The sequence below is a fragment of the Kribbella sp. VKM Ac-2568 genome, assembly GCF_004345365.1.
Lineage (GTDB): Bacteria > Actinomycetota > Actinomycetes > Propionibacteriales > Kribbellaceae > Kribbella > Kribbella orskensis.
Window position 1 is genome coordinate 314,403 of sequence record NZ_SLVF01000004.1, and the last position, 26,149, is coordinate 340,551.

At 68.3% G+C, this 26,149-nt stretch carries 25 protein-coding genes; 17 read left to right on the top strand and 8 right to left on the bottom strand.

What is annotated here, in order from left to right:
* The first annotated feature begins 34 nt into the window (after window positions 1-34).
* The gene (locus tag EV648_RS12755; protein ID WP_132290580.1) at window positions 35-1,075 is read left to right on the top strand and encodes an ABC transporter ATP-binding protein; all 1,041 of its coding nucleotides are present in this window, start codon (window positions 35-37) and stop codon (window positions 1,073-1,075) included.
* Between the two features lie 185 nt (window positions 1,076-1,260).
* A complete protein-coding gene (locus EV648_RS12760) occupies window positions 1,261-2,967 on the top strand; it encodes an ABC transporter substrate-binding protein (protein WP_158293981.1) in 1,707 nt (568 codons plus the stop codon).
* A 130-nt stretch (window positions 2,968-3,097) separates the two neighbouring features.
* Here EV648_RS12760 and EV648_RS12765 read toward each other — a convergent pair whose 3' ends face one another.
* On the bottom strand, window positions 3,098-5,467 hold the full coding sequence (locus tag EV648_RS12765; RefSeq protein ID WP_132289623.1) for a tetratricopeptide repeat protein: 2,370 nt from the start codon (window positions 5,465-5,467) through the stop codon (window positions 3,098-3,100).
* 119 nt (window positions 5,468-5,586) lie between these two features.
* Between EV648_RS12765 and EV648_RS12770 the strand changes: the two genes are divergently transcribed.
* The 4 genes from EV648_RS12770 to EV648_RS12785 all read left to right on the top strand — a co-directional run bounded on the left by EV648_RS12770 (window position 5,587) and on the right by EV648_RS12785 (window position 9,319).
* Window positions 5,587-5,883 carry a response regulator transcription factor gene (locus EV648_RS12770; RefSeq protein ID WP_241995086.1) on the top strand — a complete coding sequence of 99 codons (297 nt, stop codon included), beginning with the start codon at window positions 5,587-5,589 and terminating at the stop codon, window positions 5,881-5,883.
* A gap of 35 nt (window positions 5,884-5,918) precedes the next feature.
* The gene (gene mshB, locus EV648_RS12775; RefSeq protein WP_132289629.1) at window positions 5,919-6,830 is read left to right on the top strand and encodes an N-acetyl-1-D-myo-inositol-2-amino-2-deoxy-alpha-D-glucopyranoside deacetylase; all 912 of its coding nucleotides are present in this window, start codon (window positions 5,919-5,921) and stop codon (window positions 6,828-6,830) included.
* A gap of 142 nt (window positions 6,831-6,972) precedes the next feature.
* Complete coding sequence (locus tag EV648_RS12780; RefSeq protein WP_132289632.1) at window positions 6,973-7,488, top strand: flavin reductase family protein; 516 nt, start codon at window positions 6,973-6,975, stop codon at window positions 7,486-7,488.
* Window positions 7,489-7,552: 64 nt separating this feature from the next.
* Window positions 7,553-9,319: a VanW family protein gene (locus tag EV648_RS12785; protein WP_132289635.1), complete on the top strand. Its 1,767-nt coding sequence runs from the start codon at window positions 7,553-7,555 to the stop codon at window positions 9,317-9,319.
* Window positions 9,320-9,374: 55 nt separating this feature from the next.
* Here EV648_RS12785 and EV648_RS12790 read toward each other — a convergent pair whose 3' ends face one another.
* Entirely contained in the window at window positions 9,375-9,806 is a 432-nt protein-coding gene (locus tag EV648_RS12790) for a type II toxin-antitoxin system PemK/MazF family toxin (RefSeq protein ID WP_132289638.1), read from the bottom strand.
* 59 nt (window positions 9,807-9,865) lie between these two features.
* Between EV648_RS12790 and EV648_RS12795 the strand changes: the two genes are divergently transcribed.
* A complete protein-coding gene (locus EV648_RS12795) occupies window positions 9,866-11,272 on the top strand; it encodes an MFS transporter (RefSeq protein WP_241995088.1) in 1,407 nt (468 codons plus the stop codon).
* Here EV648_RS12795 and EV648_RS12800 read toward each other — a convergent pair.
* Window positions 11,240-12,019, bottom strand: coding sequence for a GNAT family N-acetyltransferase (locus EV648_RS12800; protein WP_241995090.1), 780 nt, complete (start codon window positions 12,017-12,019; stop codon window positions 11,240-11,242). The two genes, EV648_RS12795 and EV648_RS12800, sit on opposite strands and share 33 nt — an antisense overlap.
* Before the next feature lie 21 nt (window positions 12,020-12,040).
* Here EV648_RS12800 and EV648_RS44035 point away from each other — a divergent pair, with 21 nt between their 5' ends.
* The gene (locus tag EV648_RS44035; protein WP_241995092.1) at window positions 12,041-12,184 is read left to right on the top strand and encodes a hypothetical protein; all 144 of its coding nucleotides are present in this window, start codon (window positions 12,041-12,043) and stop codon (window positions 12,182-12,184) included.
* Window positions 12,185-12,314: 130 nt separating this feature from the next.
* A complete protein-coding gene (fdxA, locus tag EV648_RS12805; RefSeq protein ID WP_012923087.1) occupies window positions 12,315-12,641 on the top strand; it encodes a ferredoxin in 327 nt (108 codons plus the stop codon).
* A gap of 200 nt (window positions 12,642-12,841) precedes the next feature.
* Here fdxA and EV648_RS12810 read toward each other — a convergent pair whose 3' ends face one another.
* Both EV648_RS12810 and dapD read right to left on the bottom strand, forming a co-directional pair.
* The gene (locus EV648_RS12810; RefSeq protein ID WP_132289641.1) at window positions 12,842-13,819 is read right to left on the bottom strand and encodes a hypothetical protein; all 978 of its coding nucleotides are present in this window, start codon (window positions 13,817-13,819) and stop codon (window positions 12,842-12,844) included.
* Between the two features lie 124 nt (window positions 13,820-13,943).
* Window positions 13,944-14,882, bottom strand: a complete 939-nt coding sequence (gene dapD / locus EV648_RS12815) for a 2,3,4,5-tetrahydropyridine-2,6-dicarboxylate N-succinyltransferase (RefSeq protein ID WP_132289644.1) — start codon at window positions 14,880-14,882, stop codon at window positions 13,944-13,946.
* 99 nt (window positions 14,883-14,981) lie between these two features.
* Here dapD and EV648_RS12820 point away from each other — a divergent pair, with 99 nt between their 5' ends.
* From EV648_RS12820 to EV648_RS12840, 5 genes are all read left to right on the top strand, one after another.
* Window positions 14,982-15,644 (top strand): nucleoside hydrolase, encoded by a 663-nt coding sequence (locus EV648_RS12820; RefSeq protein ID WP_241995160.1) that lies wholly within the window; start codon window positions 14,982-14,984, stop codon window positions 15,642-15,644.
* Window positions 15,645-15,672: 28 nt separating this feature from the next.
* Window positions 15,673-16,575 carry a phosphotransferase gene (locus EV648_RS12825; RefSeq protein ID WP_132289650.1) on the top strand — a complete coding sequence of 301 codons (903 nt, stop codon included), beginning with the start codon at window positions 15,673-15,675 and terminating at the stop codon, window positions 16,573-16,575.
* The gene (locus EV648_RS12830; protein ID WP_132289653.1) at window positions 16,572-17,468 is read left to right on the top strand and encodes an NAD-dependent dehydratase; all 897 of its coding nucleotides are present in this window, start codon (window positions 16,572-16,574) and stop codon (window positions 17,466-17,468) included. The genes EV648_RS12825 and EV648_RS12830 overlap by 4 nt, the downstream gene beginning before the upstream one ends.
* A 43-nt stretch (window positions 17,469-17,511) precedes the next feature.
* On the top strand, window positions 17,512-18,306 hold the full coding sequence (locus EV648_RS12835) for a TipAS antibiotic-recognition domain-containing protein (RefSeq protein WP_199234571.1): 795 nt from the start codon (window positions 17,512-17,514) through the stop codon (window positions 18,304-18,306).
* A 103-nt stretch (window positions 18,307-18,409) separates the two neighbouring features.
* On the top strand, window positions 18,410-19,612 hold the full coding sequence (locus tag EV648_RS12840) for an MFS transporter (protein ID WP_241995094.1): 1,203 nt from the start codon (window positions 18,410-18,412) through the stop codon (window positions 19,610-19,612).
* Window positions 19,613-20,026: 414 nt separating this feature from the next.
* On the opposite strand, the gene EV648_RS12845 is transcribed toward EV648_RS12840, so the two are convergent.
* The 3 genes from EV648_RS12845 to EV648_RS12855 form a co-directional block, all read right to left on the bottom strand.
* Window positions 20,027-21,028 (bottom strand): LacI family DNA-binding transcriptional regulator, encoded by a 1,002-nt coding sequence (locus EV648_RS12845; protein WP_132289659.1) that lies wholly within the window; start codon window positions 21,026-21,028, stop codon window positions 20,027-20,029.
* A gap of 49 nt (window positions 21,029-21,077) precedes the next feature.
* Entirely contained in the window at window positions 21,078-22,052 is a 975-nt protein-coding gene (locus tag EV648_RS12850; protein ID WP_132289662.1) for a ribokinase, read from the bottom strand.
* 76 nt (window positions 22,053-22,128) lie between these two features.
* Entirely contained in the window at window positions 22,129-22,788 is a 660-nt protein-coding gene (locus EV648_RS12855) for an SIS domain-containing protein (protein ID WP_132289665.1), read from the bottom strand.
* 247 nt (window positions 22,789-23,035) lie between these two features.
* On the opposite strand from EV648_RS12855, the gene EV648_RS12860 reads away from it, so the two are divergent.
* The 3 genes from EV648_RS12860 to EV648_RS12870 all read left to right on the top strand — a co-directional run bounded on the left by EV648_RS12860 (window position 23,036) and on the right by EV648_RS12870 (window position 26,143).
* The gene (locus EV648_RS12860) at window positions 23,036-24,400 is read left to right on the top strand and encodes a sugar ABC transporter substrate-binding protein (protein WP_132289668.1); all 1,365 of its coding nucleotides are present in this window, start codon (window positions 23,036-23,038) and stop codon (window positions 24,398-24,400) included.
* Between the two features lie 68 nt (window positions 24,401-24,468).
* Window positions 24,469-25,356, top strand: a complete 888-nt coding sequence (locus tag EV648_RS12865) for a carbohydrate ABC transporter permease (protein ID WP_132289671.1) — start codon at window positions 24,469-24,471, stop codon at window positions 25,354-25,356.
* On the top strand, window positions 25,346-26,143 hold the full coding sequence (locus tag EV648_RS12870) for a carbohydrate ABC transporter permease (RefSeq protein ID WP_132289674.1): 798 nt from the start codon (window positions 25,346-25,348) through the stop codon (window positions 26,141-26,143). The genes EV648_RS12865 and EV648_RS12870 overlap by 11 nt, the downstream gene beginning before the upstream one ends.
* The last annotated feature ends 6 nt before the right edge of the window (window positions 26,144-26,149 follow it).

The following is a 26,149-nucleotide window of genomic DNA, read 5'->3' on the forward strand; positions in this document are numbered from 1 at the left end:
TGCCGGCCCCGAAGCACGAGGAGCGATCGTGAGCATGTCGACGTCGGTCGAAGAGGCTGGCCGGACCCTGCGGCCCGGGCAGGGGGAGCTGCTGCTCGAGGTCGAGGGGCTGCAGCGCTATTTCCCGATCACCCAGGGCATCATCCTCCAGAAGCAGACCGGAGCGGTGAAGGCGGTCGACGGCATCGACCTGAGCATTCACACCGGCGAGACGCTCGGCGTCGTCGGCGAGTCGGGCTGCGGGAAGACGACCACCGGCCGGCTGGTGACCAGGCTGGACGAGCCCACCGCCGGCACGATCCGGTTCGAGGGCTCGGACATCACCCACCTGAGCCGGGCCAAGATGCGGCCGTTCCGGCGCGAGATCCAGATGATCTTCCAGGACCCGTTCTCCTCGCTGAACCCGCGGCAGACGGTCGGCACGATCATCGCGGCGCCGTTCGACATCCAGAAGGTGAAGACCGAGGGCGGCACGAAGAAGGCCGTCCAGACGCTGATGGAAAGGGTCGGGCTGAACCCCGAGCACTACAACCGCTACCCGCACGAGTTCTCCGGCGGTCAGCGGCAGCGGATCGGCGTCGCCCGGGCGCTGGCGCTGCGACCGAAGCTGATCGTCTGTGACGAGCCGGTGTCGGCGCTCGACGTCTCCATCCAGGCGCAGATCGTGAACCTGCTGGACGACCTGCAGGACGAGTTCAACCTCGCGTACCTGTTCATCGCCCATGACCTGTCGGTGATCCGTCACATCTCCGATCGGGTCGCCGTGATGTACCTCGGCAAGGTGGTCGAGATAGCCGACCGGGACGAGCTCTACAACCACGCTCGGCACCCGTACACGCACGCGCTGCTGTCCGCGGTTCCCGAGGCCGACCCGGACGCGACCGGGCAACGTGAGCGGATCCGGCTGACCGGTGACGTGCCGAGCCCGCTGAACCCGCCGTCGGGCTGCCGGTTCCGGACGCGGTGCTGGAAAGCAGAGGACATCTGCGCCGAGCAGGAGCCGCCGTTGCTCCAGATCGGGGCACCCGGCCACAAGGCTGCCTGTCACTTCCCGGAGGAGCGCGATGTGATCTGACGACTGCGGAGAGTAGCTGCAAGATCTAGCGAAAGCATTGAAGCGATCACGATCTGGTGAACGGGATCCACACTCGTTGCGCTGCTTGTGAATACGTGAGTTGATGACCGCGAAATGACGGAGATGACCTCTCAGGCCGCCGCGACCCGGCGTGGAACGTCATGACAAGGAAGGAATTACTGGCTATGAATCACGCCAAACGAGTAGGACAGGCGATCGCCGCCGGGGTCACTCTGACCCTGATGGCCGCCGCTTGCGGCGGCAGCAGCGACGACGCAGGAGGCACGTCCACTACCCAGGGCACGGCCGGGGCCAAGGGGGGCACCGTCACCGTTTACCACGTGAACGACGTGGAACACCTCGACCCGCAGCGCAACTTCGTCACCGACTCCGGAATGATCGGCAAGCTGATCACCCGGACGCTGACGGACTACCGCTACGACGCCAAGGCGAAGAAGATCATCCTGGAGAACGACCTGGCAGACAGTTACGAGTCGACGCCGGACTTCAAGACCTGGACCTTCAAGCTGAAGGACGGGCTGAAGTACGAGGACGGCACGCCGATCAAGGCGGCCGACATCAAGTACGGAGCCGAGCGCTCCTTCTCCGCCGACATGCAGGAGGGTGCGCCGTACGCGCACGAGTACCTCGACTGCCCCGGCTACAAGGGCCCGTACGTGGCCGGCAACAACGGCGGCAAGGGCTGCACCGCGATCGAGGTGCCGGACGACAAGACGATCGTCTTCAAGCTGAACCGTCCGGTCCCGACCTTCGAGGGCACCGCGAGCATGAAGGTGTGGTCGCCGGTACCGGTCGCCAAGGACACCAAGACCGCGTATGACAACCACCCGGTGGCTACAGGCCCGTACAAGATCGAGTCCTACAGCCGCAAGAAGCAGCTCGTGCTGGTCCGCAACGACCAGTGGGACGCGAAGTCCGACCCGCTGCGCACCGCGCTGCCGGACAAGTTCATCTTCAAGTTCGGTGACGCTGAGGCGACCGTCGACCAGCGGCTGTTCGCCGACGGCACGGCTGACAAGAGCTCGGTGAGCTTCGCCGGTGTCCAGCCGGAGAACATCGCCAAGACGAACCAGGCGAACGTCAAGGACCGCGTGGTCCAGGGCACCGACATCTGCCGTCGCTACATCGCGTTCAACCAGCAGAAGCCGCTGCTGAAGAACCAGAAGCTGCGTGAGGCGTTGTACTACGGCCTCGACCGGACCAGCTACCGCGACGGGCGCGGCGGCGAGCGGCTCGCAGCGGTGGTCGATTCGATCATTCCGCAGGACCTGGACGGGTACCAGCCGGAGGAGACCTTCAAGGCTCCGCCCGAGGGTGACCCGGCGAAGGCGAAGCAGTTGCTGACCGAGGCCGGTTACAAGGGCGAGAAGCTGGTCCTGGGCACCGCTGACTCGGGTCTGGCCGTCAAGGCGGCCGAGGCCGCTCAGGCGTCCTGGAAGGCGATCGGCGTGAACGTCGACATCCGGAAGATCCCGGGTGACAACTACTACTCGACGCAGCAGCAGGACGCGTCGGCGACCGATCTGATCACGGCCGGCTGGTGCTACGACTGGGCGACGCTGGCGACCATCGTGCCGCCGGTGCTCGGGCCGGACACCACCGCCCCGGGGAAGGCCGCGCAGAACAACTACGGTCGCAGCCAGGCCGGCTGGGACCAGATGGCCACGCTCGAGAAGGAGACCGACAAGACCAAGCTGAAGGATGGCCTGGCCAACCTGTACACCGAGATCATGAAGACCGCGCCGTTGGTGCCGACCGTTCAGGACCTCAACGTGTACGTCGTCGGCTCCAACATCGACAACGCAGTGGCAGACCCGAACACGGGTGGTATCCCGGACCTGACCCAGATCGGGCTGAAGAAGGCCAACTGAGTCAGTAGCAGGGCCCATAGCACCAAAAGCGATACAGGGGCGGTTCCCTTCGGGGAACCGCCCCTTCGCCTCCCGCCGCCCCTTTCGCCCGCGCCATAGCCTTCCGTCGCCCCCGCTTTGCCTTTGCTTTTCAGGTGGAGCGGAGGAGTTGCTCGAGGTCGGTGGCGCCGTGGGCGTTGTGTTTTTCGTGGATGGACAGGGCTATTCGCCATTCCCGGCGGGCTTCGGGGAGGCGGTCCTGGGCTCGGTGGAGCTCGCCGAGGCTCTTGCGGATGTCCGCCTCGCAGAGCCAGTCGCCGTACTGGCCGGCGATGGCCAATCCCTCGCTCTGGTGGGCGATTGCCTCGTCGTAGCGTCCTTCCGCCATCCGTAGGCGGCCGAGCTCGTTCAGTACTTCGGCCTGCCGGGTGGCCGCGCCCGCCTTGCGGTAGAGGTCCAGGCTCTCGTGCAGGGCGTCGCTGGCCACGGAGTACTGGCCGGCTTCGCGGTAGGCGACTCCGACGTTCTGCGCGACCTGACCGCGGTGGCGCTCCATCCCCGGCTCGACCAGGAGGTCCAGTGCCTCGTTGAAGTGCCATTGAGCTGTCTCGGCCGCGCCCGTCTTCAGGTAGAGCATGCCGAGCGCGAGGCATGCCCAGGCGGCTCGCTGCGGGATCCCGAGGCTCAGGCCGATCTCCCGGGCGCGCTCGGCGTACGGGATGCCGTCGGTTGTCCTGCCGGTGCGTTCCAGGACGTGGCTGAGGCTGCTCAGGCAGAGTGCCTGCAGGTTGCCGTCTCCCGCCGCCTCGGCCGCGTCGATCGCGTGCCGCAGGGGGGCCACGGCCTGCTCGTACTGGCCGAGTTCGGCGTGAGCCGCGCCCAGGTCGTGGAGCACGAGGCCCTCTGCCGTTCGATCGGGCTGACCGCTGACGAGGCGCAGTACGGCCTCGTTGGCCTGTAGCCACTCGATCCACGCCCGCCGAAGCGTGTAGTAGGCGTTCAGCCCGACAGCCAGCTGTACTGCGAGCTGCGGGTGCTCCTGGGTCGCCTGCTGCAGGATCGCGGGGAGTCCGGGCCGCTCGACGTCCAACCAGGCAACGATCTCCTCCTGGCCGGAGAGGTCGTCGGCAGCGGCCAGCCACTCCTTGTCGAGCCACGTCTCGCGCGTAGCACCGTGCCCGGCGTACTCGCTGGCCTTCCAGACGACAGCCGACACCCGTCGAACCCAGCGGCTGGTCGCCGCCGCCCTGTCCTGCTCCGACAGCATCTGGTCGGCAAGCTCGCGGGCGGCGACCCGTACGAGGTCATGCAGCCTGTACCGCCCTGGGCTGGGCGTCGTGAGCAAGTGCACGTCCACCAGCCGCTCCAGTACGACGACAGCCTCTGGCTCAGGGCTGTCCGAAAGAGCAGCTGCCAGGGCCGACGTGAGCTCCATACAGTCCGACAACCCGAGCAGCGCGAACATCGTGACGGCCTGTACGTCGATCGGGTCGTCGCTGCCCGCGAGTTGCTCGATGGACAGCACCAGCGTCGCCCGTACGCCGGAGTCGTCCAGCTGAAGCTCGTCCAGCCTGCGGCGGCCGTTCTCCAGGCGCTCGGCCAGGTGTGCGACCGGCCAGGTCGGGCGGGAGGCCAGCCGGGCCCCGGCCATCCGGATCGCCAGCGGCAGGCCACCGCACTGCCGGACCACCTCGGCGCACTCGTCCTCCGGGGCGTCCGGTCGCTCCGAGATGCGGCGGAGCATCTCGATGCACTCCTCCAGCGGTGGTTCGCCCAGCTGGAACTGGCGGCCACCAAGGCCGGCCATGCTCCGGCGACTCGTCACCAGGACGGCGCAGCCACCCGCGCCGGGCAGGAGGGGGCGGAGCTGCTCCTTGTCGGAGGCGTTGTCGAGGAGAAGGACCAGCCGCCGCCCGGCGAGCGCAGTACGGAACCGTGCTGAGGCCGTGGCCAGGTCGGGTGGCGTCGTCACGCCCAGGTCCTCCAACAGATAGGTCAGGGCCTCCAGCGGCTCCAGTGGCGGGCCGATGCCGAAGCCGCGGAGGTCCAGGTACAGCTGGCCGTCGGGGAAGTAGTCAGCCACCTGGTGCGCAGCATGCACGGCCAGGGTGGTCTTGCCGATCCCGCCCATGCCGGTGATCGCCGTGACGCTGGCACCCCTGGCAGCGATCAAGTGGCGGGTGAGTATGTCCAGCTCTCGTACCCGGCCGGTGAAGTCGCCGGTAGCGAACGGCAGTTGCCGGGGAGAGGCGCTGATCGGGGGCTTGGGGCGCTGCTTGTCCGGTGAGGTGGTCTTGCCGCGGCGCGAGGCTGCGGCTTCCAGAGAGGCCCGCTGGTCGGCGTCCAGATGGAGCGCTTCGGCCAGGGCGGAGACGGTGCTCAGCTGGGGGTAGCGCCGGGTGCCGCGTTCGAGGGTGCTGATCGCCTGCACGCTCACGCCTGAGCCGACCGACAGCTCGTCCTGGGTCAGGCCGGCGGCGGTCCGGTGTCTGCGGAGGAGCGCCGCGAACTGCGAATCCACCCGCTGACACCTCCAGGAAAATCCGCAGTTGTATGGGTGAACTGTATGGGTTGTACCTGGTGGAGCGGTCTGTACCAGTCCAGAATTGACCCCGCACGACAACTGGGGAGGAGATGTGGATGTCGGTTTACCAGGCTGTTCCTGCGGTGCGACGCGAGGATTTCGCACCGGAGGTCGTCTGTGAGGTCTACGAGCTGGGCTCGCGGCGCCGGACCCCGGCTGCCGCGAAGCAACTGACCAGCCGCCAGGTGACGATCGGCCGGCTGATGGCGACCGGCGCCAAGGACGCCGCGATCGCACGGCAGCTCGGTCTCTCGCTGCGCACCGTCCGGGCCGAGATCAGCGCCCTGATCGAGGGACTCGGAGCGCGTTCGCGCTTCCAGGCCGGCTGCCTGCTGGTCCGCCGCTTCGGCTGAGCGGGACTGTCCCCGCGCCAACGTACGCTGGCGCCATGAGTGAGCTTCCAGACCGCCGGCTGCTGTTGGTGCACGCACATCCTGACGACGAGACGATCAACAACGGCGTCACGATGGCGCGCTATGTGGCCGAGGGCGCCCAGGTCACGCTGGTGACCTGCACCCTCGGCGAGGAGGGCGAGGTGCTGGTGCCCGAGCTGGCCCACCTGGCCGCGGACCAGACCGACCAGCTCGGCGGGCACCGGATCGGCGAGCTGGCCGCCGCGATGGAGGAGCTCGGGGTCACGGACCACCGGTTCCTCGGCAGCCCGGGCAAGTACCGCGACACTGGGATGATCTACGACGACGACGGCAACGCGGCCGTCCCGCCGGAGACCCGGCCGGACAGCTTCTGGCAGGCCGACCTGCTGACCGCGGCGAACGACCTGGTCCCGGTCATCCGCGAGCTCCGCCCGCAGGTGCTGGTGACGTACGACCAGTACGGCAACTACGGACACCCCGACCACGTGAAGGCTCACCGGGTCGCCACCTACGCGGCCGCCCTGGCCGCCGCCCCGTCGTACCGGGAGGACCTCGGGCCCGCCTGGGACATCGCCAAGATCTACTGGATGGCGATGGCGGAGTCGAGCATGCGGGAGAGCCTGCGCAAGTTGCGTGAGTCGGGCGACACCACGACCTTCGAGGGGCTGGACCCGGAGGGACCGCTCGGCCCGTTCATCACCCCGGACCGCTTCCTCGACTGCGTGATTCAGGCCAACGGCTACATCGACCGCAAGATGAACGCGATGAAGGCGCACGCCACCCAGATCACCGTGGACGGCCCGTTCTTCGCCCTCTCCAACAACAACGGCAACGAGATCTGGGGCAGCGAGGCCTACCGCCTGGTGAAGGGCACCGCCGCACCGGGCCCGGACGGCCTCGAACACGACCTCTTCGCCGGCCTGTGATTCGCTGAGCCGCGGGCCTGCTGACCGGTAGCGAGGGCGGTGCTAAGCCCTCCCTCGCTACCGAGTTGCCTGCAGAAGGCAAGTGACAGTCCCCACACCCACTGTTGAGGCATCAACCAGTGAGGGCCTCTAGGCTGCAGTGGTGACGTCGGATCCCAGTGGCAGCATCGCGCCCAGGGACTTCCGTACTGCGCTGGGCCGGTTCCCGTCGGGGATCACGATCATGAGCACGCTGCAGAGTGGCGTCGCTCATGCGATGACGGCGAGCGCCTTCACCTCGGTCTCGCTGGACCCTCCGCTGGTGCTGGTCTGCGTCGACAAGGGCGTCCGGATGCACGACGCGGTACTCGACTGCGGGTACTGGGCCGTCTCGGTGATCGCGGAGAGTCACCGTGACCTCGCGGAACGCTTCGCCCACTCGGGCCGGAACCTGCTCAGCCAGTTCGACGGCGTTGCCACTGCGGCGGGGCCGAAGACGGGTTGCCCGCTGATCGAGGGAGCGCTCTCCTGGCTGGAGTGCCGGACCTGGGCGACCTACGACGGCGGCGACCACACGATCGTGGTCGGCGAGGTGATCAGTCTGGCCGCGAACGAGGCGACTGACCCCGGTCCCCTGATCTACTACGCGGGGCAGTACCGGGAACTCGGGGGCAGCTGACACCTGCCCGTCCCGTAGTATGTGCCGTTGCTGTCACTTGGTTCGAGCAGGAGGACTCTGTCCGGTGGGGAGAAATCAGCTCGCGGGGATCATCGCCGCGGCGGGACTCGGGGTGCTCGTGCTCGGGTACGGTCTGGCGTTCGCGCTGACCGGAGACAAGGTTCCGGGGGACACGACAGTACTGGGGATTCCCCTCGGTGGACTGTCCGAGAAGGATGCCAAGGCCAAGCTGGAGGCCGGGCTGAAGGATCGCCTGGTGCTGCCGATCAAGGTCAAGGCCGGCGGTTCGACGTTCCAGGTGAAGCCGGTCGAGGCGGGGCTCAGCCTTGACGTCGACGCGACCGTCGCCGACGCGGGGGCCGGGCGGAGCCTGAACCCGGCGCGGATCTGGAACGCGATGACCGGCGGCGACGCTGTCGACCCGGTGGTGAAGAAGAACGACGCCAAGCTCAAGGCGGCGATCGACAAGCTCGCCACCCAGGTGAACCGGCCCGCGACCGAGGGCACCATCACCTTCGAGAACGCGAAGGCGGTGCAGCACCCGTCCGCGGACGGCCTGCAGCTCGACAACGCCAAGGCCACCGAGACGGTCGTCTCGGGCTTCCCGTCCGACGGCAACCCGAAGGATCTGGCGGTCGGCGTCACCAAGCCGAAGGCCGGGACCGACGCCATCGACAAGGCGATGGCCGAGTACGCCGTACCGGCGATGTCCGGGCCGATCCGGCTGACCGTCGGGGACAAGGGCGTGGAGCTGAAGCCGCGCGAGCTCGCGCCCGCGCTGAAGCTGGTCGCCAAGGACGGCTCTTTCACGCCGAGCCTGAACGCGAAAATGCTCGAGCCGTTGTTCGCCGAGCGGTTCAAGGAGCTGGAGACGCCGCCGAAGGACGCGTCGGTGGCGATCGTGGCCGGCAGGCCGAAGGTGGTCCCGGCGGTCGACGGCATGGTCGTCGCCCGCGACAAGGTGGTTCCGGCCATCCTGGGCGTGCTGCCGAAGCCCGAGGGTGAGCGCAGGGCCGCGGTCGGCCTGTCCAAATCCAAGGCCGAGGTCACCACCGAGGCGGCCACCGCGCTCGGCATCAAGGAGGTGATGGGGGAGTTCACCACGAAGTTCCCGCACGCCGCCTACCGCAACGTGAACATCGGCACCGCGGCGCGCAAGATCAACGGCACGCTGCTGAAGCCGGGCGAGACGTTCAGCCTGAACAAGATCGTCGGTGAGCGCACCAAGGAGAACGGCTTCACCGAGGGCAACATCATCAACGGCGGCAAGTTCGTCCTCGACCTGGGCGGCGGCGTCTCGCAGTCGGCCACCACCACCTTCAACGCGGCCTTCTTCGCCGGCCTGAAGGATGTCGAGCACAAGGCCCACAGCGTCTACATCAGCCGCTACCCGGTCGGTCGCGAGGCGACCGTGGCCTGGCCGTCGGTCGACCTGAAGTTCCTGAACGACTCCGGCCACGGCGTCCTCGTGCAGACCCTGTTCACCGCGTCCACGCCGGGCAGCCAGGGCAGCATCACGGTGAAGATCTGGGGCACCAAGGTCTGGGACGTCACCGCCGGCGCCTCCGCGCGGACCAACCCCCGCGCGCCGGGCCTGGTCTACAACACCGCGGCCGACTGCCGGCCGCAGGCGCCGACCGGCGGCTTCGACATCAGGATCTACCGGTACTTCGCGAAGAACGGGCAGCGGGTCAAGACCGAGTCCTTCGTGACGAAGTACAACGCGGCCGACGACATCCGCTGCGGCCCGAAGCCGGGCACCCCGCCGCCGAACACCCCGCCCACGCCGGGGACGTCGAAGCCCTCGCCGACGACTCGTCCGCCGAGCTGAATCACCCGATCGAGGCCGCTCCCTGCTGGGGAGCGGCCTTTGTCGTTCGTAGGTCTCAGGCGCGGTGGAGTTCGTGCAGGTGGTCGGCGACCGTGTTGAACATGGTCTCGCCGATCACCGCGCCCTCGCGCCGGACCTGCCGCGGGTCGACCCGCAGTACGCGATCGAGCCGTACTTCGCTGTTGCGGCCTTCCTTGTCCCAGGCGCCGTTGCCGATGTCCAGCCAGACGCGTCCCCAGCGGGCCTCGTCGGCCGCGTCGCGGTCGTGGTCCTTGCTGGTCAGGATCAACGCGAGCAGCCACGGCCCGTCCGAGCCGACCACCAGCACCGGGCGGTCCTTGCCCCGGTGGTGGTCCTCCTCGAACGGCACCCAGGTCCAGACGATCTCGCCCGGATCGGCCACCCCGTCGTCCGGGTGCGGCGTGTACTCGACGTGCACCGTGCCCTCGTAGTCGCCTGCGTACTCCGGCCGCGCCACCTCTGCCATGCGCCGACCTTACCGATCCCCATCCCTCACACCCGGCACCCACGGCGCGTTCAACCCGCGTGTGGACAACGACTGCTGACACCAGACCCGCAACAGGCCGTACCGCGATCCTCGCCATCCTGCTGACCGGGCAGTTCATGGCGAACGTGGACACCGCGGTCGCGAACACCGCTGCGCCGTCGATCGGCGCGACCCTCGGAGCCTCGGAGGGCCAGGTCGCCCTGGTCGTCTCCGGCTACGTCGTCGCCTTCGCGGTGCTGCTGATCACCGGGGCCCGGCTCGGGTCGTCGCTCGGGTACCGCCGGGTCTTCCTGCTCGGGCTACAGGTGTTCACGGCGGCTTCGCTGGTCTGCGGGATCGCCCCGGAGGTCTACTCGCTGACGGTGGCCCGGTTCGTCCAAGGCGCCGGAGCCGCGCTGATGGTGCCGCAGGTGCTGAGCGGCATCCAGTTGCACTTCGCCGGGCGGGAGCGGGTGAAGGCGCTCGGATTCTTCTCGATCGCGTTGTCCGGGGGAGCCGTCGCCGGACAGGTGCTCGGCGGTCTGCTGATCTCGGCTGACCTGTTCGGCACCGCCTGGCGGCCGATCTTCCTGATCAACGTGCCGATCGGGATCGGGCTCACCCTGGTCGCGCTGCGGCGCCTGCCGGCCGATGGGGTCCACGACGAGCGGCAGTCGATCGACCTCCGTGGCGTGGTCAGCTTGTCCGCGGCCGTCCTGCTGGTGATCGTGCCGTTGCTGCTCGGTTCGGAGCGCGGCTGGCCGGCCTGGGCCTGGATCTGCCTGGCTCTGAGCGTCCCGATGATCGTGCTGTTCGAACAGGGCGAGCGCCGCGCGGCTGCGGCAGGTGGCCGCCCGCTGATCGCCCGGCAGGTACTGCGGTCGTCCGCGGTGCGGGCGGGTCTGCTCGCCCACGGTGTCACCACAGCCGGGTACTTCGCGCTGCTCTTCGTCCTGGCGCTCTACCTGCAGCAGGGACTCGGCAAGGGCCCGGCGTACTCGGGGTTCGCGATGGTGGTGTGGGTGGCAGCGTTCGGGCTCGCCGGGCCGATCCTGCCGCGGCTGCCCGAGCGGTTCGGCTGGATGCCGGTGATCGGGTGTTCGCTGCTGGTGGTGGGTTACCTCGCCGTGCTGGCCTATCTGGTGCTCGGTGGACGCTCTGGCCCGTTGTTGTTCGCTCTGCTGGGGATCGGCGGCCTGGGGCTTGGGTTCAGCTCGAACACGCTCATCGGGGCGATCACCTCAGCCATGCCCACGCAGTACGCGTCTGATCTGTCCGGGGTCGTCGCCACGAATGCGCAGCTGTCCGGGGCGCTCGGGGTGGCGGTGGCCGGCTCCATCTACGCCGCGCTGGTTAGTGGTTCTACCTCGCCGGCGGGCGCGCTGAGCGCAGTGCTGGCGGGGTTTGCTGGGCTTGCCTTGATTGGGGCGGGGTCAGCTCTCCGGCTGGTGCCCCGGGCCGGCTAGGTACCGGTAGCGGTAGGCCTCTGCGTACCCGAGGTTCGTGTAGGTGGTCATGGCGGGGATGTTGTCCTCGACCACCTCCAGGTAGCTGCGGCGGCCGCCAAGAGGCCCTGCCCAGCGTGTGAGGCCCTGCAGGACCGCCGTTGCGAGCCCGCGGCGCCGGTACTGCGGGTCGACCCGCACGGCGTCCACTCCGAGCCAGTGGCCGGTCATGGAGCCTCGGCCGACCGCCACGACCCGCCCGTCCAGCGAGACCGAGGCGAAGGCCGCGTGAGGCGCTCCCTCCATCACTGCCGGCGCGGGAGCCGGTACAGGCCCTTCAAAGGCCGTCTCGTACCACGCTGCGTCCGGCTGAGGGCTCACAGTCACCTCGTACTCCGGAGCGGCGTTCACCAGGTCCAGCGAGGTGTGCATGACCAGTACGTCGGCCTGCCAGGGGCGGGCGTCCTTCCAGCCGTGCTCCTGGAGCTCATTGGCCTCGGGGCTGTTCAGGCGTACCAGGGCCAGCGCGGGCAGGCCTCGCTCCTCATAGAAGTCCTCCGCGTGCTTGAGGGCGTCGCTGAGGGACATGCCCGGATCGCCTGCGGGCAGGAGGGAATTCGCCCGGCCGGTCCACCCTGACGACGCCCGCAGCAGCCACTGCCCTACGTACGAGGTCTCCACAGCGGGTCTGCCGAGCGCGGTGGTGAGGAAGAGTTGCTCCACGTCCACCGGCCGGAGGGGGAGCGGGGGGATCGGTTTGGCGGCCACCACATCCTCCCAACGGATCGGATGAAGCGTACTGTCAGCATGCCGGACAACCAGGGTGGCGGAGTCGATCGACTGCAGCACCCCGAGCACATCGGTCAGCTGGCCGCCCGGCAGCCGGTGGCGAACTACGACACGGTGGCCGATATCACGGGCACTGAGGCCTGACACGATGCGGACTCCTGGCAGAGTGGGGCTGGTACTACCGTGATACTAGGTAGCCGCAGCAACTTCGAGCATCAGGAATACCGCACGCAGCACCAGTCCGCTGCGACTGCTGGCCATAGGAGGAGTACCAGTGACGTACGTCATCGCGCAGCCGTGTGTTGACCTGAAGGACCTCGCGTGTGTCGAGGAATGCCCCGTCGACTGCATCTACGAGGGCAACCGGATGCTTTACATCCACCCCGACGAGTGCGTCGACTGCGGAGCCTGCGAGCCGGTCTGCCCCGTCGAGGCGATCTACTACGAGGACGACACTCCGGAGCAGTGGAAGGACTACTACACCGCGAACGTCGACTTCTTCAACGACCTGGGTTCCCCCGGCGGCGCCTCCAAGCTCGGCAAGATCGACAAGGACCACCCCTTCATCGCCGCCCTCCCCCCACAGGAGCACGACGAGTAAACCTTGCCCCTGGTTCGCCGCTCCTAGGTCGCGGCTCGAAAGAACCGAGTGGCTCCATCACCCGGGTGACCCACGGTCGCCCGGGTGTTTGCGTCCCCCCACGCGCATCCGCCGTCGCCCGGCAGATCCTCCGGAACGCGACGGAGGCAGCGGCGAACCGGGGCGGGTGGGAGCCGGGCGACGGAGGAGCCCCGTGGGGACTACTGCTCGATGACGTCTACGTGGACGTGGTCCAGGTGGCGGAGGGTCGCTTTGTTGCCGGGGCGGTCCGGGGCCTGGTAGTCGCGCCAGCCGCTGTCGGAGCGGCCTCCGGCGGTCCAGATGCGGTCGCTGAAGATGACCGTCTTGATGCCGAGGTGCTCGGCGCGGGCGACCAGATACTGCGCCAGAGCCCAGCCTTTGGTGGTGTTCGGGGCCGAGATGGGCTTGACGAAGATGTCGACCGCGCGTCCCTCGTAGTGCGCGGAGCCTTCCATGTGCCCGGTGCTCAGACCGCCAGGTTGATAGCCGCCGGTCGACAGTGTTCCGAAGGTTGCCAGGAGATCCTTGCGCACGGCCTCGGCGCGCGGCGTCAGACCGCTCTTACCCATGGTCTCCGCCGGCAGCGACGCCGTGTTGACCGTGCAACTGAACGCGGCCTTCGACTGACCCGTCAGGGCCGACGCCAGGATGCGGGCGTCGTCCTCGTGATCGGCATAGGCGTTGGGGAAGGCGCTGCGCTGGACCCGGTCGGCCGCGACCGTCACCGCGAGGTTCTGGTAGTTCTTCACCTTCACCAGCGCGTCATAGAACTTCGACGCTGCGTAGTGGGGGTCTCGCACCTGCGTCGCGGTACCCCAGCCCATCGAGGGCCGCTGCTGGAACAACCCGAGCGAGTCCCGATCCCCGTGGGCGAGGTTGCGCAGCCCGGACTCCTGGTACGCCGTCGCGAGGGCGATCGTCGCCGCCCGCGGAGGCAGCCCGCGGCGTACGGCGACTCCGGCGATGATCGCGGCCGACTCCGCCTGCTCCAGGTCGACCACGACCGAGGCGCCGCCGACGGTGGCCTCGCACTGTTCGCGGGGCGGCAGCAACGGGCCGAACTCCTTGCCGCCGATCCAGGAGATCCCCGCGCCGACGGCAAGCGCGAGCGCGCCCACCGCGCCTATGGCGACGACCGCGCCCCGTTTCATCGGCATACCGGTCTCAACGCGCGGTACCGGCAGGCGGGTTCCGTCAGTCGGGTCACGAAGTGGTTGACGTGCTGGGCGTCACGTTGGTTCGCGCGGCGCCCTGGGGCTTTGGTCACGCAGAGGGCTTTGGTCACGCGTTGGCGTGCAGGGCCTCGTTGAGGGTGATGCCTTCACCCTGCCGGGGCCGCGCCTCGACGGCACCGGTGACGGAGTTGCGCAGGTACAGCAGACCCGGCTGACCGGACAGGTCGCGCGCCTTCACCACGCTGCCGTCCGGCAGGGTGACCTTGGTGCCGGCGGTCACGTAGAGCCCCGCCTCGACCACGCAGTCGTCGCCGAGCGAGATGCCGATCCCGCCGTTGGCGCCGAGCAGGCAGCGCTTGCCGATCGAGATGACAGCCTTGCCGCCGCCGGAGAGGGTGCCCATGATCGAGGCCCCCGCGCCGATGTCGCTGCCGTCGCCGACCACCACACCGGCCACGATCCGGCCTTCGACCATGGAGGTGCCGAGCGTTCCGGCGTTGAAGTTCACGAAGCCCTCGTGCATCACCGTGGTGCCCTCGGCCAGGTGCGCGCCCAGCCGGACCCGGTCCGCGTCGCCGATCCGGACACCGCTCGGTACGACGTAGTCCGTCATCCGCGGGAACTTGTCGACGCTCGTCACGCTCAGGTGCAACCCGGCCGCGCGGGCCCTGAGCCGGACCTGCTCGACCTGCTCGACCGGAACCGGGCCGTGCGAGGTCCAGGCGTTGTTCGGCAGGGCGGCGAAGATGCCGTCCAGGTTGATGCCGTGCGGGCGGACCAGCCGGTGGGACAGCAGGTGCAGCCGCAGGTACGCGTCCGCGGTATCGGCCGGAGCGTCGTCCAGCACGATCTCGGCGAGCACCACGGACCGGCGTACCTGGCGCAGGTCGTCGTTGCCCTCGGCAGCGATCAGCTCGGCCGGCGCCTTCGCGCCATCGGGAGCGACACCCAGGTCCGGGGCCGGGTACCAGACGTCCAGCACGGTGCCCGAAGCGGTGACGGTGGCGAGGCCGAAGCCCCAGGCGCGGGTGGCGTTCTCAGTCATGCCCAAAGCCTGCCAGACGACCGGTGACCTGTTCACCTCGGCGTCTCGCGGACAGCGCCGGTGCCGGATCCGCACGCGGGGTGCGAGGTCGGGCCGGTCGTGCCGGGTCGGAGCGAGCCGCGATCCGGGCGAGAGGTCTGGTGGGCGGGCCACGAGGGCGCGCTGCTGCCGGACTTGGAGGGGGAGCAGGTGAGCGAGGACGTCGACCCGATCGGGTTGCTCGCCGGGTCGTCGACGGTGGTCGCCGTCGGGCCGCTCACCAATGTCGCGGAGGCGGTCGACCGTCCTGGTCGGGCGATCGGGGCGTTGTATCTGATGGGCGGGAACTTCTCGCAGGAGAAGGTCGAGCACAACATCAAGTGCGATGTGGACGCGGCCGCGGCGGTCTTCGCCTCCGATCTGCCGATCACGGCGATCGGGATCGAGCAGACCCAGCGGATCCGTCTGGGCGGAGCGGTGGTGGCGCAGATCGAGCAGGCCGGGGCGCTCGGACGGCTGCTGGCCGCGGAGATGCGGCAGTTCTGGAAGTTCAGTGACCAGGACTCGAACGTCCCGCACGATCCCGCCGCGGTGCTGATGCTGGTCGAGCCGGACCTGTTCACCTTCGGCGCCGGTCTGGTGGAGGTGGATAGCGATGGATTCACCCGCTTCACCGCCGCTGAGAGCGGCCCACATCGGATCGTCACCGACTTCGACCCCGCGGAGGTCGCCAGGCGGATCGTGGCACGCATCCTCGCCGCCTGCGAAAAGCAGTCGGGCTGAGCCCGCATCCTGTGAAAGGGTTTTCCGCATGCGTCCCGTCTGGCTGGAACCTGTCGCCGATGCCGTGCTCGAGGCCACCCAGGCGCCCGACGTCGACGCGCTGAAGGGGGAGCTGCTGCGGGAGTGGGGCTCTTCCGAGGTCTGGCGGCTGTCGTACGGGCTTCGCAGCGTGATCGTCAAGCGAGGCAGCGACGCCCAGAGCGGTGAGGCCGAGGTATACGAGCGGCTGGTCGTCCCACTCGGTCTACCCGCCCCGGAGCTGATCCGGTCTGCCCGCGCGGACGACGCAGTACTGCTGGTGCTTGCCGATGTCGGGCGGGTGAATCTGGAGCAGGAGCCGACCATCGAGGGGTTCCTCGCCGCGGCGGAGTTGCTGGCGTCGATGCGCGCCAAACCGGTGGAGGAGCCGAGCGGGTTCACCCAGGAGCGCCTCGTCGACCTGGTGGAACGGATCGAGCCGATGGAACCGGATCTGCGGGAACACCTGCTGGTGAAGGCTGTTGCGGCACTAGGCGACCTGCATCGTCAGGCGCCGCTGGCCGTGATCCACGGCGACTTCGTGCCGAAGAATCTCGTTACGGACGGCACGCGGTGGACCGCAGTCGACTGGCCCTTGTCGTACTGCGCGCCGCACCTGAGCGACCTGTACACGCTGGTCCGCGATGCCGTTGCCTACGGCCACCAGTCGGAGCCGATCGTCGCCCACTACCTCGATGCCGCCGGCGCAGACAAAGACCTGGTGAGCCGGCAACTGACGGTCGGCGGCATCTGCTTCATCACGATCGCGCTCGGCTGGATCGTCGAGGAAGGCCACCGCACCGTGCCTGAATCGAAGGACTGGATCGGGCCGCTACTGGCCGAGCTGGCCGACCTCGCGGACGAACTGGACGACCGCTCGGATGCGCTGGACGACCTCACGGACGAGCTGTGACCAGGCTGCTGATCCTCGGCGGTACGAAGAACCTCGGCCGTCACGTCGTGGAGGCGGCTCTGCGCGACGGCCACGAGATCACCCTGTTCAACCGTGGGCTGACCAACCCGGGACTCTTCCCCGGGGCCGAGCAGTTGATCGGCGACCGAGCCACTCCCGACGCGCTCGAGGTGGGCGAATGGGACGGCGTGATCGACCTGTCCGGCTTCCTGGTCGGCGACGTACGCCGTACCGCCGAACTCCTGCAGCACCGCGTCGCGCGGTACACCTTCATGTCCTCCATCGCCGTCTACGCATGCAAGACCCAGCCCGGGATGACCGAGGACGCTGATCTCCTCTCATGGCCCCGAGGCGCCAGCGACGACGAGTTCACGATGGACCTCTACGGCCCCCACAAGGTGCGAGCCGAGCGCGTCCTGGCTGAGGTGTACGGAGCGCGCGCTGCCTCGGTCCGCTCGGGCTTCGTCGTCGGCCCCTACAACCCGGACTTCGGCAACTGGGGCGAAGCGCTGGCCACCGGCAACGCTCCGGAGTGCGCGGCTCGCCCCGAGCAGCCGATCCAGTACCTCGACGCCCGCGATCTCGCCGCGTTCCTCCTCCGCCTGACCATCGACGGGCCCGGCGGCGCCTTCAACGCGGTCAGCTCGACAACGACGATGTCGGAACTCGCCGATGCCTGGCGTTCCGCAGTACCGGCTGCTCTGCCCATCGACTGGGATCCCGCTGTGGACCGCTTCCACCTGCCGCACGACGGCTCGAACGACGGCACCTTCCAGTTGTCCAACGCTCGCGTTGTGGCGGCCGGGCTCCGGGTCCGGTCGGCGGAGGAATCGGCCCGGGCGTGCGTCGAGTGGATCAAAGCCGGCAACACGCCGCCTCCGCCGCCGCACTAATCACCTTGAAGTTGACGTAGCGACAACATCTACCGTCCTAGGTGTGGCCGGAAAGTCCGGGCACGAGTGGAAGGACGGTGCGGCCGTGGCCTGGTCGATCGCCGAGGTGGCTCGCGACTCGGGTGTCACGTCGCGGACCCTGCGGCACTATCACGCGATCGGTCTGCTGGTCCCAGCCCGTACTGCGAGCAGCGGGCGGCGGTACTACGAAGAGGAACAGCTCCTCCGGCTCCAGCAGATCCTGCTGCTGCGGGAACTCGGGCTCAGCCTGGACGTGGTCGCCGAAGTGCTGGCGAAGCAGAGCAACGCCAGCACGATCCAGGTGCTCGGGCGGCACAAGGAGTGGCTGCTGCGCGAACAACTGCGCCTCGGGCAACTGATCCGGACCGTCGACTCGACCATCGAGAACCTGAGGAAAGGAGGAGAGATGGAGCCACGCAAGGTATTCGAAGGATTCGAGCACAACCCGTACGAGGCCGAGGCCCGGGAACGCTGGGGCGACGAGGCCGTCGACGCGAGCAACGAGCGGATGCAGGGCTGGACCGAGGCCGACGCCGAGAAGGCCCGGACCGGCTACACCCGCGTCCACGAAGGGCTCGCGACCCTGAAGGCGGAAGGAGCCGACGTGCTCGACATGAGCGTGCAGGACCTGATCCAGCTGCACTACGAGGTCACCTGCCTGTTCTGGACCCCGACCCGCGAGGCATACAAGGGTCTGGGCCAGCTGTACGCAGACGACGACCGCTTCCGCCAGACAATCGGCAACGGCGACGACTCACTGGTCGAATTCATGCAAGCAGCCATGAACGCCTACGCCGACAACCACCTCGCCGAGTAGGACAACCCACCCGGTAGTCCGACATCCCGTCACCCGAGAACACCATGCCCGAGGTCTCTTCAGGTCATGTATCTTGATGTCGAGATAAATGGCTGGAGGGTGCGTGGCGGAGTTCAGTTTGTGGCGGATTGCGGTGCCGGCGTTCGGGCCGACTGTGTTGAATGCGGTCGGGCAGGGGGCGGTTCTTCCGGTGGTCGCGCTGTCTGCGCTGGACCTTGGGGCCTCGGTGGGGTTCGCCGCCTTCCTGGTTGGCGTGCTGGGGATCGGGCAGTTCGCGGGGTCGCTGCCGGCGGGCGCGCTCGTGGTACGGATCGGTGAGCGGCGGGCGCTGTTGGTCGCGGCGCTGGTGAGCATGGTCGCCTGGACTGCGGCGATGCTGATCCGTACTCCGTGGCTGCTCGGCCTCGCCTTGCTGGTCGCCGGGCTCGCGGGTGCGGTGTTCAGCCTGGCGAGACAGTCTTACGTCACCGAGGTCGTCCCAGTGGAACTTCGGGCACGGGCACTGTCGACGCTGGGCGGAGTCAGCCGGATCGGCCTGTTCGTCGGCCCTTTCCTCGGCGCGCTCGCCGGTCACCTCTGGGGCATCTCCGGCGCTTACGGCGTCGGGATCGCCGGCTCGGCAGCGGCCGCGATCGTGCTGCTGACGGCCGGCGAGCCGCGGGATCTGAGCGACCCGGTCCAGCCCGAACACCAGCCGATCAAGAAGGTGCTCTGGGACAACCGCCGGACGTTCCTCACGCTGGGCGCCGGCGTCTTCGTGATCGCCGTCGCCCGGGCGGCCCGGACCAGCCTGATCCCCTTGTGGGGCGAGCATCTGGGCCTTTCCGCCGCCGACACGTCGATCATCTTCGGCATCACCAACGGCATCGAGATGCTGCTGTTCTACCCGGCCGGCCTGGTGATGGACCGCCTCGGCCGCGTCTGGATCGCCGTACCGTCAACCCTCCTGCTCGGCCTCGGCATGCTGGCGTTGCCGTTGTCCACGGCAATGATCGGCGTCCTCGCGGTCGGCATCTTCATGGCCATCGGCAACGGCCTCGGCTCCGGCATCGTCAAGACCCTCGGCGCCGACGCCTCCCCACCCACCCTGCGCGCCCAGTTCCTCGGCGGCTGGACCTTCTGCGCCGAATTCGGCAGCGTCATCGGCCCGATCCTGATCAGCGCCATCACCTTCATCGCCCCACTAGCCGCAGCCAGCCTCGCCCTAGGCGCCCTCACAATCACCGGCACCGCCTGGCTAGCACGCTGGGTCCCGCACTACGACCCCCGCCGGACAGTGGAACCCCAGCGCGTTGCAGCTGGCTGATCTGCTGCTTCGGGGCAGATCACCGGCCAGGCCGGGGCATTTCGGGGCAGATATCCACAGATGTTGCTTGGCGGGCCTCACAGGGAATTGTTCTGCATAGAGTCCGTCACATGTACTTCGAGCGGCCCCTGGTCCGTGCCTACGTTGACGAGACAGGCGACCGCGGTACCACCGCGAGGGGAGAGCCTGGGCCACGGATTCAAGGTTCTGGCATTGCCGGGAACGATGGAGGCGTATCCGTGGTGGCCGGTGGAGGGGCTCTGAAATAGAACGAGGCCTTCGATGGTCCGGAGCGCCGCAACCGAACCGAGCCGGAAGGGTCTGGCAGCAGACCTGGCGTTCTCTCCGCGGCCATCGAAGGCCTCGTGGACCTCAGCCTAGCAGTTGCGAGCAGATCCTCGGCCGCGGTTTCGGCTAGGACTTCTTCGGGGCTGAGGTGGCTCGGATGTGGAGTTCGGTGCGGAGGGTGACTGTGGATGGGGGGCGGCCGGGGGAGGCTATGCGGTCCTTCAGGAGGAGGCCGGCGGTGCGGCCCAGCTCGTACGTCGGCTGGGCGACGGTGGTGAGGGAGGGGACGACGAGGTCGGCCCAGGGGATGTCGTCGAAGCCGACGATGGCGATGTCGTCGGGGGCGCGGATGCCTCGTTTGGCCAGGCACTCCAGCGCGCCGACGGTCATCAGGTTGTTGGTGACGAAGAGGGCTTCCGGTGGTTCGGGCAGGTCGAGCAGGCTCTCCATCGCGGCGTAGCCACCGGCCTCGCGGAAGTCGGCGTGCCGGACCAGGTCCTTCTGGTAGCGGATCCCGCCCGCGCGGAGGGCCGAGCGGTATCCCGCGAGCCGGTCCATCGCGGTACTGACGCGGCGCGGGCCAGTGATACAGGCGATCCCGCGGTAGCCGCCGTCGATCAGGTGGTTGACGCCTTCGAAAGCGCCGTGCTCGTTGTCGACCAGCACGGTGTCGGCCTCGACGCCTTCGACCCGGCGGTCGATCAGCACCATCGGGGTCTTGGCCCCATCGAGCAGCTGGACACCCTCGGCGGTCGAGGTCGGGGAGATCACCACGCCGGCCATCTGCTCGGTCAGCACCGCCGACGCGTACGCCGCCTCCTTGGCCGGGTCCTCGTCGGAGTTGCACAGCACCACGTGGTAGCCCTCGGTCTGGGCGACGTCCTCGAGACCGCGGACCAGCGAGGTGAAGAACGGGTTCTCGATGTCGGAAATGACCACGGCCCACAGGTTCGTGCTCGCCCGGCGCAGGTTCCGCGCCACCCCGTTCGGCCGGTAGCCGAGCTCGGCGACCGCAGCCCGGACCTTCTCCGACAACTCCGGGTCGACGTTGCGACGGCCGCTCAGCACCCGCGAGACGGTGGCCGGCGATACGCCAGATCTACGCGCGACGTCGTAGATCGTCGTCATGCTCGCTCCCCGCTTGAGGCCTGTCTGCCGCCTTGACGGCACTAGGATCTCACGGCGGCGGCTGTCCGACCGGGAAAGGCGACTGATCAAAAGGTTGCGCGTCGAGAAGCGCCTGGGCGGTCGACCGGTCGGGAGCTGAAGCGGCCGCGCCATTCACTGTTGTGGAGAGCGCCCCGGCGGCGTTGGCCAGCCGTACTGCGTCCGAAAGCGTCGCCCCCGCGGCGAGTGATGCCGCGAGTGATCCGCAGAAGGCGTCGCCCGCGCCGACCGTGTCCACGGTCGCCACCCGATGCGCGGGCACCCGCGCCTCGATACCGGCGACCAGGTCGAGCACGTAGGCGCCTCGTGAGCCGAGCGTGATCACGCAACCACGCAGGTTCCACTCGCCGGCCAGCCGTTTCGCGATCGCCGGCACCTGGGACTCGTCGTCGCAGTCGAGCCCGGTGAGTGCGGCCGCCTCCACCTCGTTCGGCACCAGGATGTCGACGAAGGACGCCAGCGACGGATCGACCGGCCCGACCGGAGCCGGGGTCAGGATCGTGGTGACGCCCGCGGTCGAGGCGAGCTGGAGGGCGGCTCTGCTCGCCTCGACCGGGAGTTCCAGTTGCACACTGAGTACCGCGCTGGACGTCAGGAGGTCGGCGGCTGCCTCGACATCGGCCGGGGTGATCGCCGAGTTCGCGCGGGACACGATGATGATCGAGTTGCTGCCATCCGGGAGCACCAGCGGAAGGCCCACGCCGGTGCCGAGTTCCGGATGCCGGACGACCCAGTCCGTGTCGACCCCGTCGGCTTTCAGCAGGTCCAGGAACTCCTCGCCGTACCGGTCGTCGCCGATGGTGCCGACGATCGCAGTACGGGCTCCCATCCGGGCCGCGGCGATCGCCTGGTTCACACCCTTGCCGCCGAGGAACTCCGCGAACCCGGTGCCGTGCAAGGTCTCCCCGGGCAACGGCCGGCGGTCCGCGCTGGCCACCAGGTCCTTCATGAACGATCCGAGCACGCAGACGTCGTACTTGCTCATCCGCGTCCTCGCTTCGCTCCGCGCGCGGATGAGGCACAACACGCGCTGCACTTGATGATGAACTCGCTCCGCTCGTTCATGCGTCCTCCCCGAGGCCGAGCAGCTTGCGGCCGAGCGCCCCGGACGGATGGAACCGCGCGAAATCGTGGTGGGTGAACTCCCGCAGTACTACGAGAGCGCAGGCGAGGGCGTCGCCCATCACCAGGGCGGCGGTGGTCGACGCGGTGGGGGCGAGGTTCAGCGGGTCGGCCTCGCGCAGCACCATCGTGTCGAGCGTGTACGTCGCCAGCTCGGCAAGGGTCGACTCCTCGGCGCCGGTCATCGCGATCACCGGAATGTCCCGCTCGGTGAGCATCCGGGCGAACGCGCACACCTCGGCCGTCTCGCCCGACGCGGACAGCGCGAGCACCAAGTCCCGCGAGGTGACCGCGCCGGAGTCGCCGTGCAGCGCGTCGCCGGAGTGGATGAACGTCGCCGGCGTCCCGGTCGACGCGAGTGTGGCGGCGATCTTACGCCCGACGAGTCCGGACTTGCCGAGGCCGGTGACGACCAGGTGTCCCTCGCAGGCGGCGACCGCGGTGAGCACGTCCAGGAAGACTCCGTCGAGCCGATCCGCCAGCGCCGAGACGGCGGCGGCCTCGGTCTCGATCGCGTTCCGGGCGGCGTCGAGCCCCCGGGTGACCAGGTCCCGCGGCAGCTCGTCGGCCGTGCGCTGGGCGTTCGCACGGTTCGGCACAACTGGCATCCTCGACCCGCTTTCCGGTCAATCGTCAGAAATCGATTTCCGAAGACTAGGCAGCCAAGCGAGCGAGTGTCAACGTCTGCACCTTGGTCGAAACGCGGTGAGTCTGTTCCAAATAAGGCGGATCGCGATCCCTGGTCAAATTCGTCCGGCCGTAAGTCTTGACCGCTCCGGGCGGCACTCGTAGATTGCGAGAAATCGATTGCCCGTCTGGGCCGGACGAGACCTCCTGGAGCCCGTGATGTCCGCAACCCCCTTCCCCGCGAGGCAAGTCAGCCGGCGATCCGTGCTGCGCGGCGGTCTCGGCGCGCTGGCCGCCTCGGCCGTCGCGGGACCCCTGCTGACCGCCTGCGGTGGCGACGACGCCGGTGGTGGGAACGGCAAGGAGATGTCGTTCTGGAACTTCTACGGACCGGCCGACGACAACGGTCCGCAGAGCAAGTGGTTCGTCTCGCTCGCGGAGCAGTGGAACGCGAACAACGACGTGAAGGTCAAGCTGCGCTACATCCCCGGCAAGGACTACCTCAGCGGCACCACGCTGCAGACGGCGTTCCAGTCGGGGCAGGGCCCGGACATCTTCCTGATCAGCCCGGGCGACTTCCTGCGCTACTACAACGGCGGTGTGCTGCAGGACCTGTCGTCCGCGCTGCCGGCCGAGTCGAAGGCGGACTACCTGCCTGGTCTGCTGGAAGCGCGCAGCGTCGACGGCAAGATCTACGGCCTGCCGATGGAGATCGAGCCGCTCGCGATGTACTACAGCGAGGCCGCGTTCGAGAAGGCCGGCCTGTCTGAGGCCGATCTGCCGAAGACCTGGGACCAGACGCTGGCCGTCGCCCAGAAGCTGACCGGTGACAAGCGCAACGGCGTCATGTTCGAGACGCTGCCGGGCTACTACCAGAACTTCACCTGGTACCCGTTCCTCTGGCAGGGCGACGGCACCCCGATCAAGGACGGCAAGGTCGCCTTCGACTCGCCGGCCGCGGTACAGGCGCTGAAGTTCTGGCAGGACACGATCAAGAACAAGGTGGCTCCGCGCAAGGCGCTCGGTGACGGCGGCGGCGACGTCGTGTCCAACTTGGGCTCGGGCGCGGTCGCGATGCAGCAGAGCGGCATCTGGGCCGTCTCGGACCTGCGGACCAAGGCCAAGAACTTCAAGTACGGGATCATTCCGCACCCGACTCCCGACGGTGGGAAGCCGGCCACCGACCTCGGCGGCTGGGCCTTCGTGGCGAACTCGAAGGGCAAGAACCCCGAGGCCGCGGCCAAGTTCATCACCTGGGCGCTCGGCTCGACCGATGCCGAGGGCATCGAGCGGCAGCGGCAGTGGAACACCGTGGTGAAGACCAACGTGCCGCCGCGCAAGTCGGTCCAGCAGGCCGCGGACGCCAAGGGCGCCTTCGCCGAGGGCGCGCTGAAGAAGTTCGTCAGCGAGATCGCCCCGACCGGCAAGCCGGAGCCGCGGTTCCCACCGGAGGTGTACCAGCCGATCGCCGACGCGATCCAGGCCTGCCAGCTGAACGGCGCCGATCCCGGCAAGGCGGCGGCTGACGCGGCGCAGAAGATCGACACCTTCCTGAAGACCTACCAGGGCGCGCCCATCACATGACAGCGACTACCAGCGCACCACCGTCCCGGCCGCAGGTGTTGGCTCGGACGGCCCGCGAGAAGACGCCGATGACGAAGAAGCGGCGCGAGGCGCTGGCGGCGTACGCCTTCCTCGCGCCGGACGTCCTCGGCCTGCTGATCTTCGTCGCCGTACCGATGGTGCTGGCCTTCGGTGTCGCGTTCTTCAAGGTCGATGGCTTCGGCAACTACCAGTACGTCGGCCTGGCCAACTACAAGCTGATGGGCTCCGACGACCAGCTCTGGGCGTCGCTGAAGATCACCGGCATCTACGTGGTCGCCTTCGTGCCGATCGCCTTCGTGGTGAGCTTCGCGCTGGCGATGCTGGTCCGGAACCATTTCAAGGGGATCGGCTGGGTCAGGTCCGCGTTCTTCCTGCCGAACGTCGTCAGCCTGGTCGTGGTCGGCCTGATCTGGCAGTTCCTGCTGGTCGACAAGCGCGGCGCGATCTCGAACCTGCTGGCACCGCTCGGCCTGGGCGACGTGTCCTTCCTCGGTACGCCGTCCCTCGCGCTCGGCACCTATGTCGTGATCAGCGTCTGGTTCCTGATGGGCTACCAGATGCTGGTCTTCCTGGCCGGGCTGAAGGACGTCCCGAAGGAGCTCGAGGACGCGGCCGAGATCGACGGCGCGAGCGCCTGGCAGCGGTTCCGGTACGTGATCTGGCCGTTGCTGCGGCCGACCAGCTTCTTCATCGTGGTGAACTCGACCATCGGCGCGGTGACCGGTCTGCAGGCGTTCGACCTGGTCTACGTACTCACCAAGGGCGGTCCCGCCCGGGCCACCAGTACGGTCGTGCTCTACATCTACGAGCAGGCGTTCACCTTCAACAACATGGGCTACGCCGCCGCGCTGACAACGGTCGTCGTCGGAATCCTCGTGCTCTGCACCGGCCTGATGTTCGCCTTCACGCGAGGAGGTCGCTTCGATGAGGACTAGGTTCTTCCCGATCCTGGCGCACGTGCTGGCGATCATTGCGGTGGCGCCGCTGCTGTGGATCCTGATCAGCGCGTTGAAGCCGGCCGAGGACGTGTTCTCCTTCGGGTGGCCGTCGACCTGGACCCTCGACAACCTGCAGTACGTGCTGCTGAAGATCCCGTTGCCGACCTTCCTGATGAACAGCGCGATCGTCTCCGTGGTCGTCACGGTGGTGGCGTTGTTCTTCCACTCGATGGCGGCGTACGCGCTGGCCCGACTGCGGTTCCCCGGCCGCGGGATCATCTTCTCCGGCATCATGTCGACGCTGCTCGTGTCGCTGCCGGTGATCCTGGTGCCGCTGTTCCTGGTGGCCAAGCAACTCGGTCTGCTGGACAGCTACGCCGGGCTGATCGTGCCGAGCATCTTCCATGCCTTCGGCATCTTCCTGCTCCGGCAGTACTACCTGAACATCCCGCGCGAGCTGGAGGAGGCGGCCGACCTGGACGGCTGCGGGTACTGGCGGCGGTACTGGAGCGTCATCCTGCCGCTGAGCCGGCCGGTGCTCGCGTCCCTGTCGGTGCTGTTCTTCCTGGCCAACTGGAACGCGTTCCTCTGGCCGCTGACCATCACCCGCAACCCGGACCTGCGAGTGATCCAGCTCGGCATCTCCGGCATGCAGGGCCAGTACGCCTCGGCCTGGAACCTCATCCTCGCGGCCGCGGTGATCGCGGCGATCCCGACCGTCGTGGTGTTCGTCGCCGGCCAGAAGCGCCTGGTCGACGCGATGAAGACCACCGGTCTCAAGTAGCCGGAA

What these genes read in the sequence shown, in the direction of transcription:
- EV648_RS12825 (WP_132289650.1), top strand. Translation starts at nt 15,673, where the DNA reads ATGCGTCCCGTCTGGCTGGAACCTGTCGCCGATGCCGTGCTCGAGGCC.
- EV648_RS12760 (WP_158293981.1), top strand. Translation starts at nt 1,261, where the DNA reads ATGAATCACGCCAAACGAGTAGGACAGGCGATCGCCGCCGGGGTCACT.
- EV648_RS12850 (WP_132289662.1), bottom strand. Translation starts at nt 22,052, where the DNA reads ATGAGCAAGTACGACGTCTGCGTGCTCGGATCGTTCATGAAGGACCTG.
- mshB (WP_132289629.1), top strand. Translation starts at nt 5,919, where the DNA reads ATGAGTGAGCTTCCAGACCGCCGGCTGCTGTTGGTGCACGCACATCCT.
- dapD (WP_132289644.1), bottom strand. Translation starts at nt 14,882, where the DNA reads ATGACTGAGAACGCCACCCGCGCCTGGGGCTTCGGCCTCGCCACCGTC.
- EV648_RS12865 (WP_132289671.1), top strand. Translation starts at nt 24,469, where the DNA reads ATGACGAAGAAGCGGCGCGAGGCGCTGGCGGCGTACGCCTTCCTCGCG.
- EV648_RS12860 (WP_132289668.1), top strand. Translation starts at nt 23,036, where the DNA reads ATGTCCGCAACCCCCTTCCCCGCGAGGCAAGTCAGCCGGCGATCCGTG.
- EV648_RS12770 (WP_241995086.1), top strand. Translation starts at nt 5,587, where the DNA reads ATGTCGGTTTACCAGGCTGTTCCTGCGGTGCGACGCGAGGATTTCGCA.
- EV648_RS12810 (WP_132289641.1), bottom strand. Translation starts at nt 13,819, where the DNA reads ATGCCGATGAAACGGGGCGCGGTCGTCGCCATAGGCGCGGTGGGCGCG.
- EV648_RS12790 (WP_132289638.1), bottom strand. Translation starts at nt 9,806, where the DNA reads ATGGCAGAGGTGGCGCGGCCGGAGTACGCAGGCGACTACGAGGGCACG.
- EV648_RS12755 (WP_132290580.1), top strand. Translation starts at nt 35, where the DNA reads ATGTCGACGTCGGTCGAAGAGGCTGGCCGGACCCTGCGGCCCGGGCAG.
- EV648_RS12845 (WP_132289659.1), bottom strand. Translation starts at nt 21,028, where the DNA reads ATGACGACGATCTACGACGTCGCGCGTAGATCTGGCGTATCGCCGGCC.
- EV648_RS12870 (WP_132289674.1), top strand. Translation starts at nt 25,346, where the DNA reads ATGAGGACTAGGTTCTTCCCGATCCTGGCGCACGTGCTGGCGATCATT.
- EV648_RS44035 (WP_241995092.1), top strand. Translation starts at nt 12,041, where the DNA reads ATGAAGCGTACTGTCAGCATGCCGGACAACCAGGGTGGCGGAGTCGAT.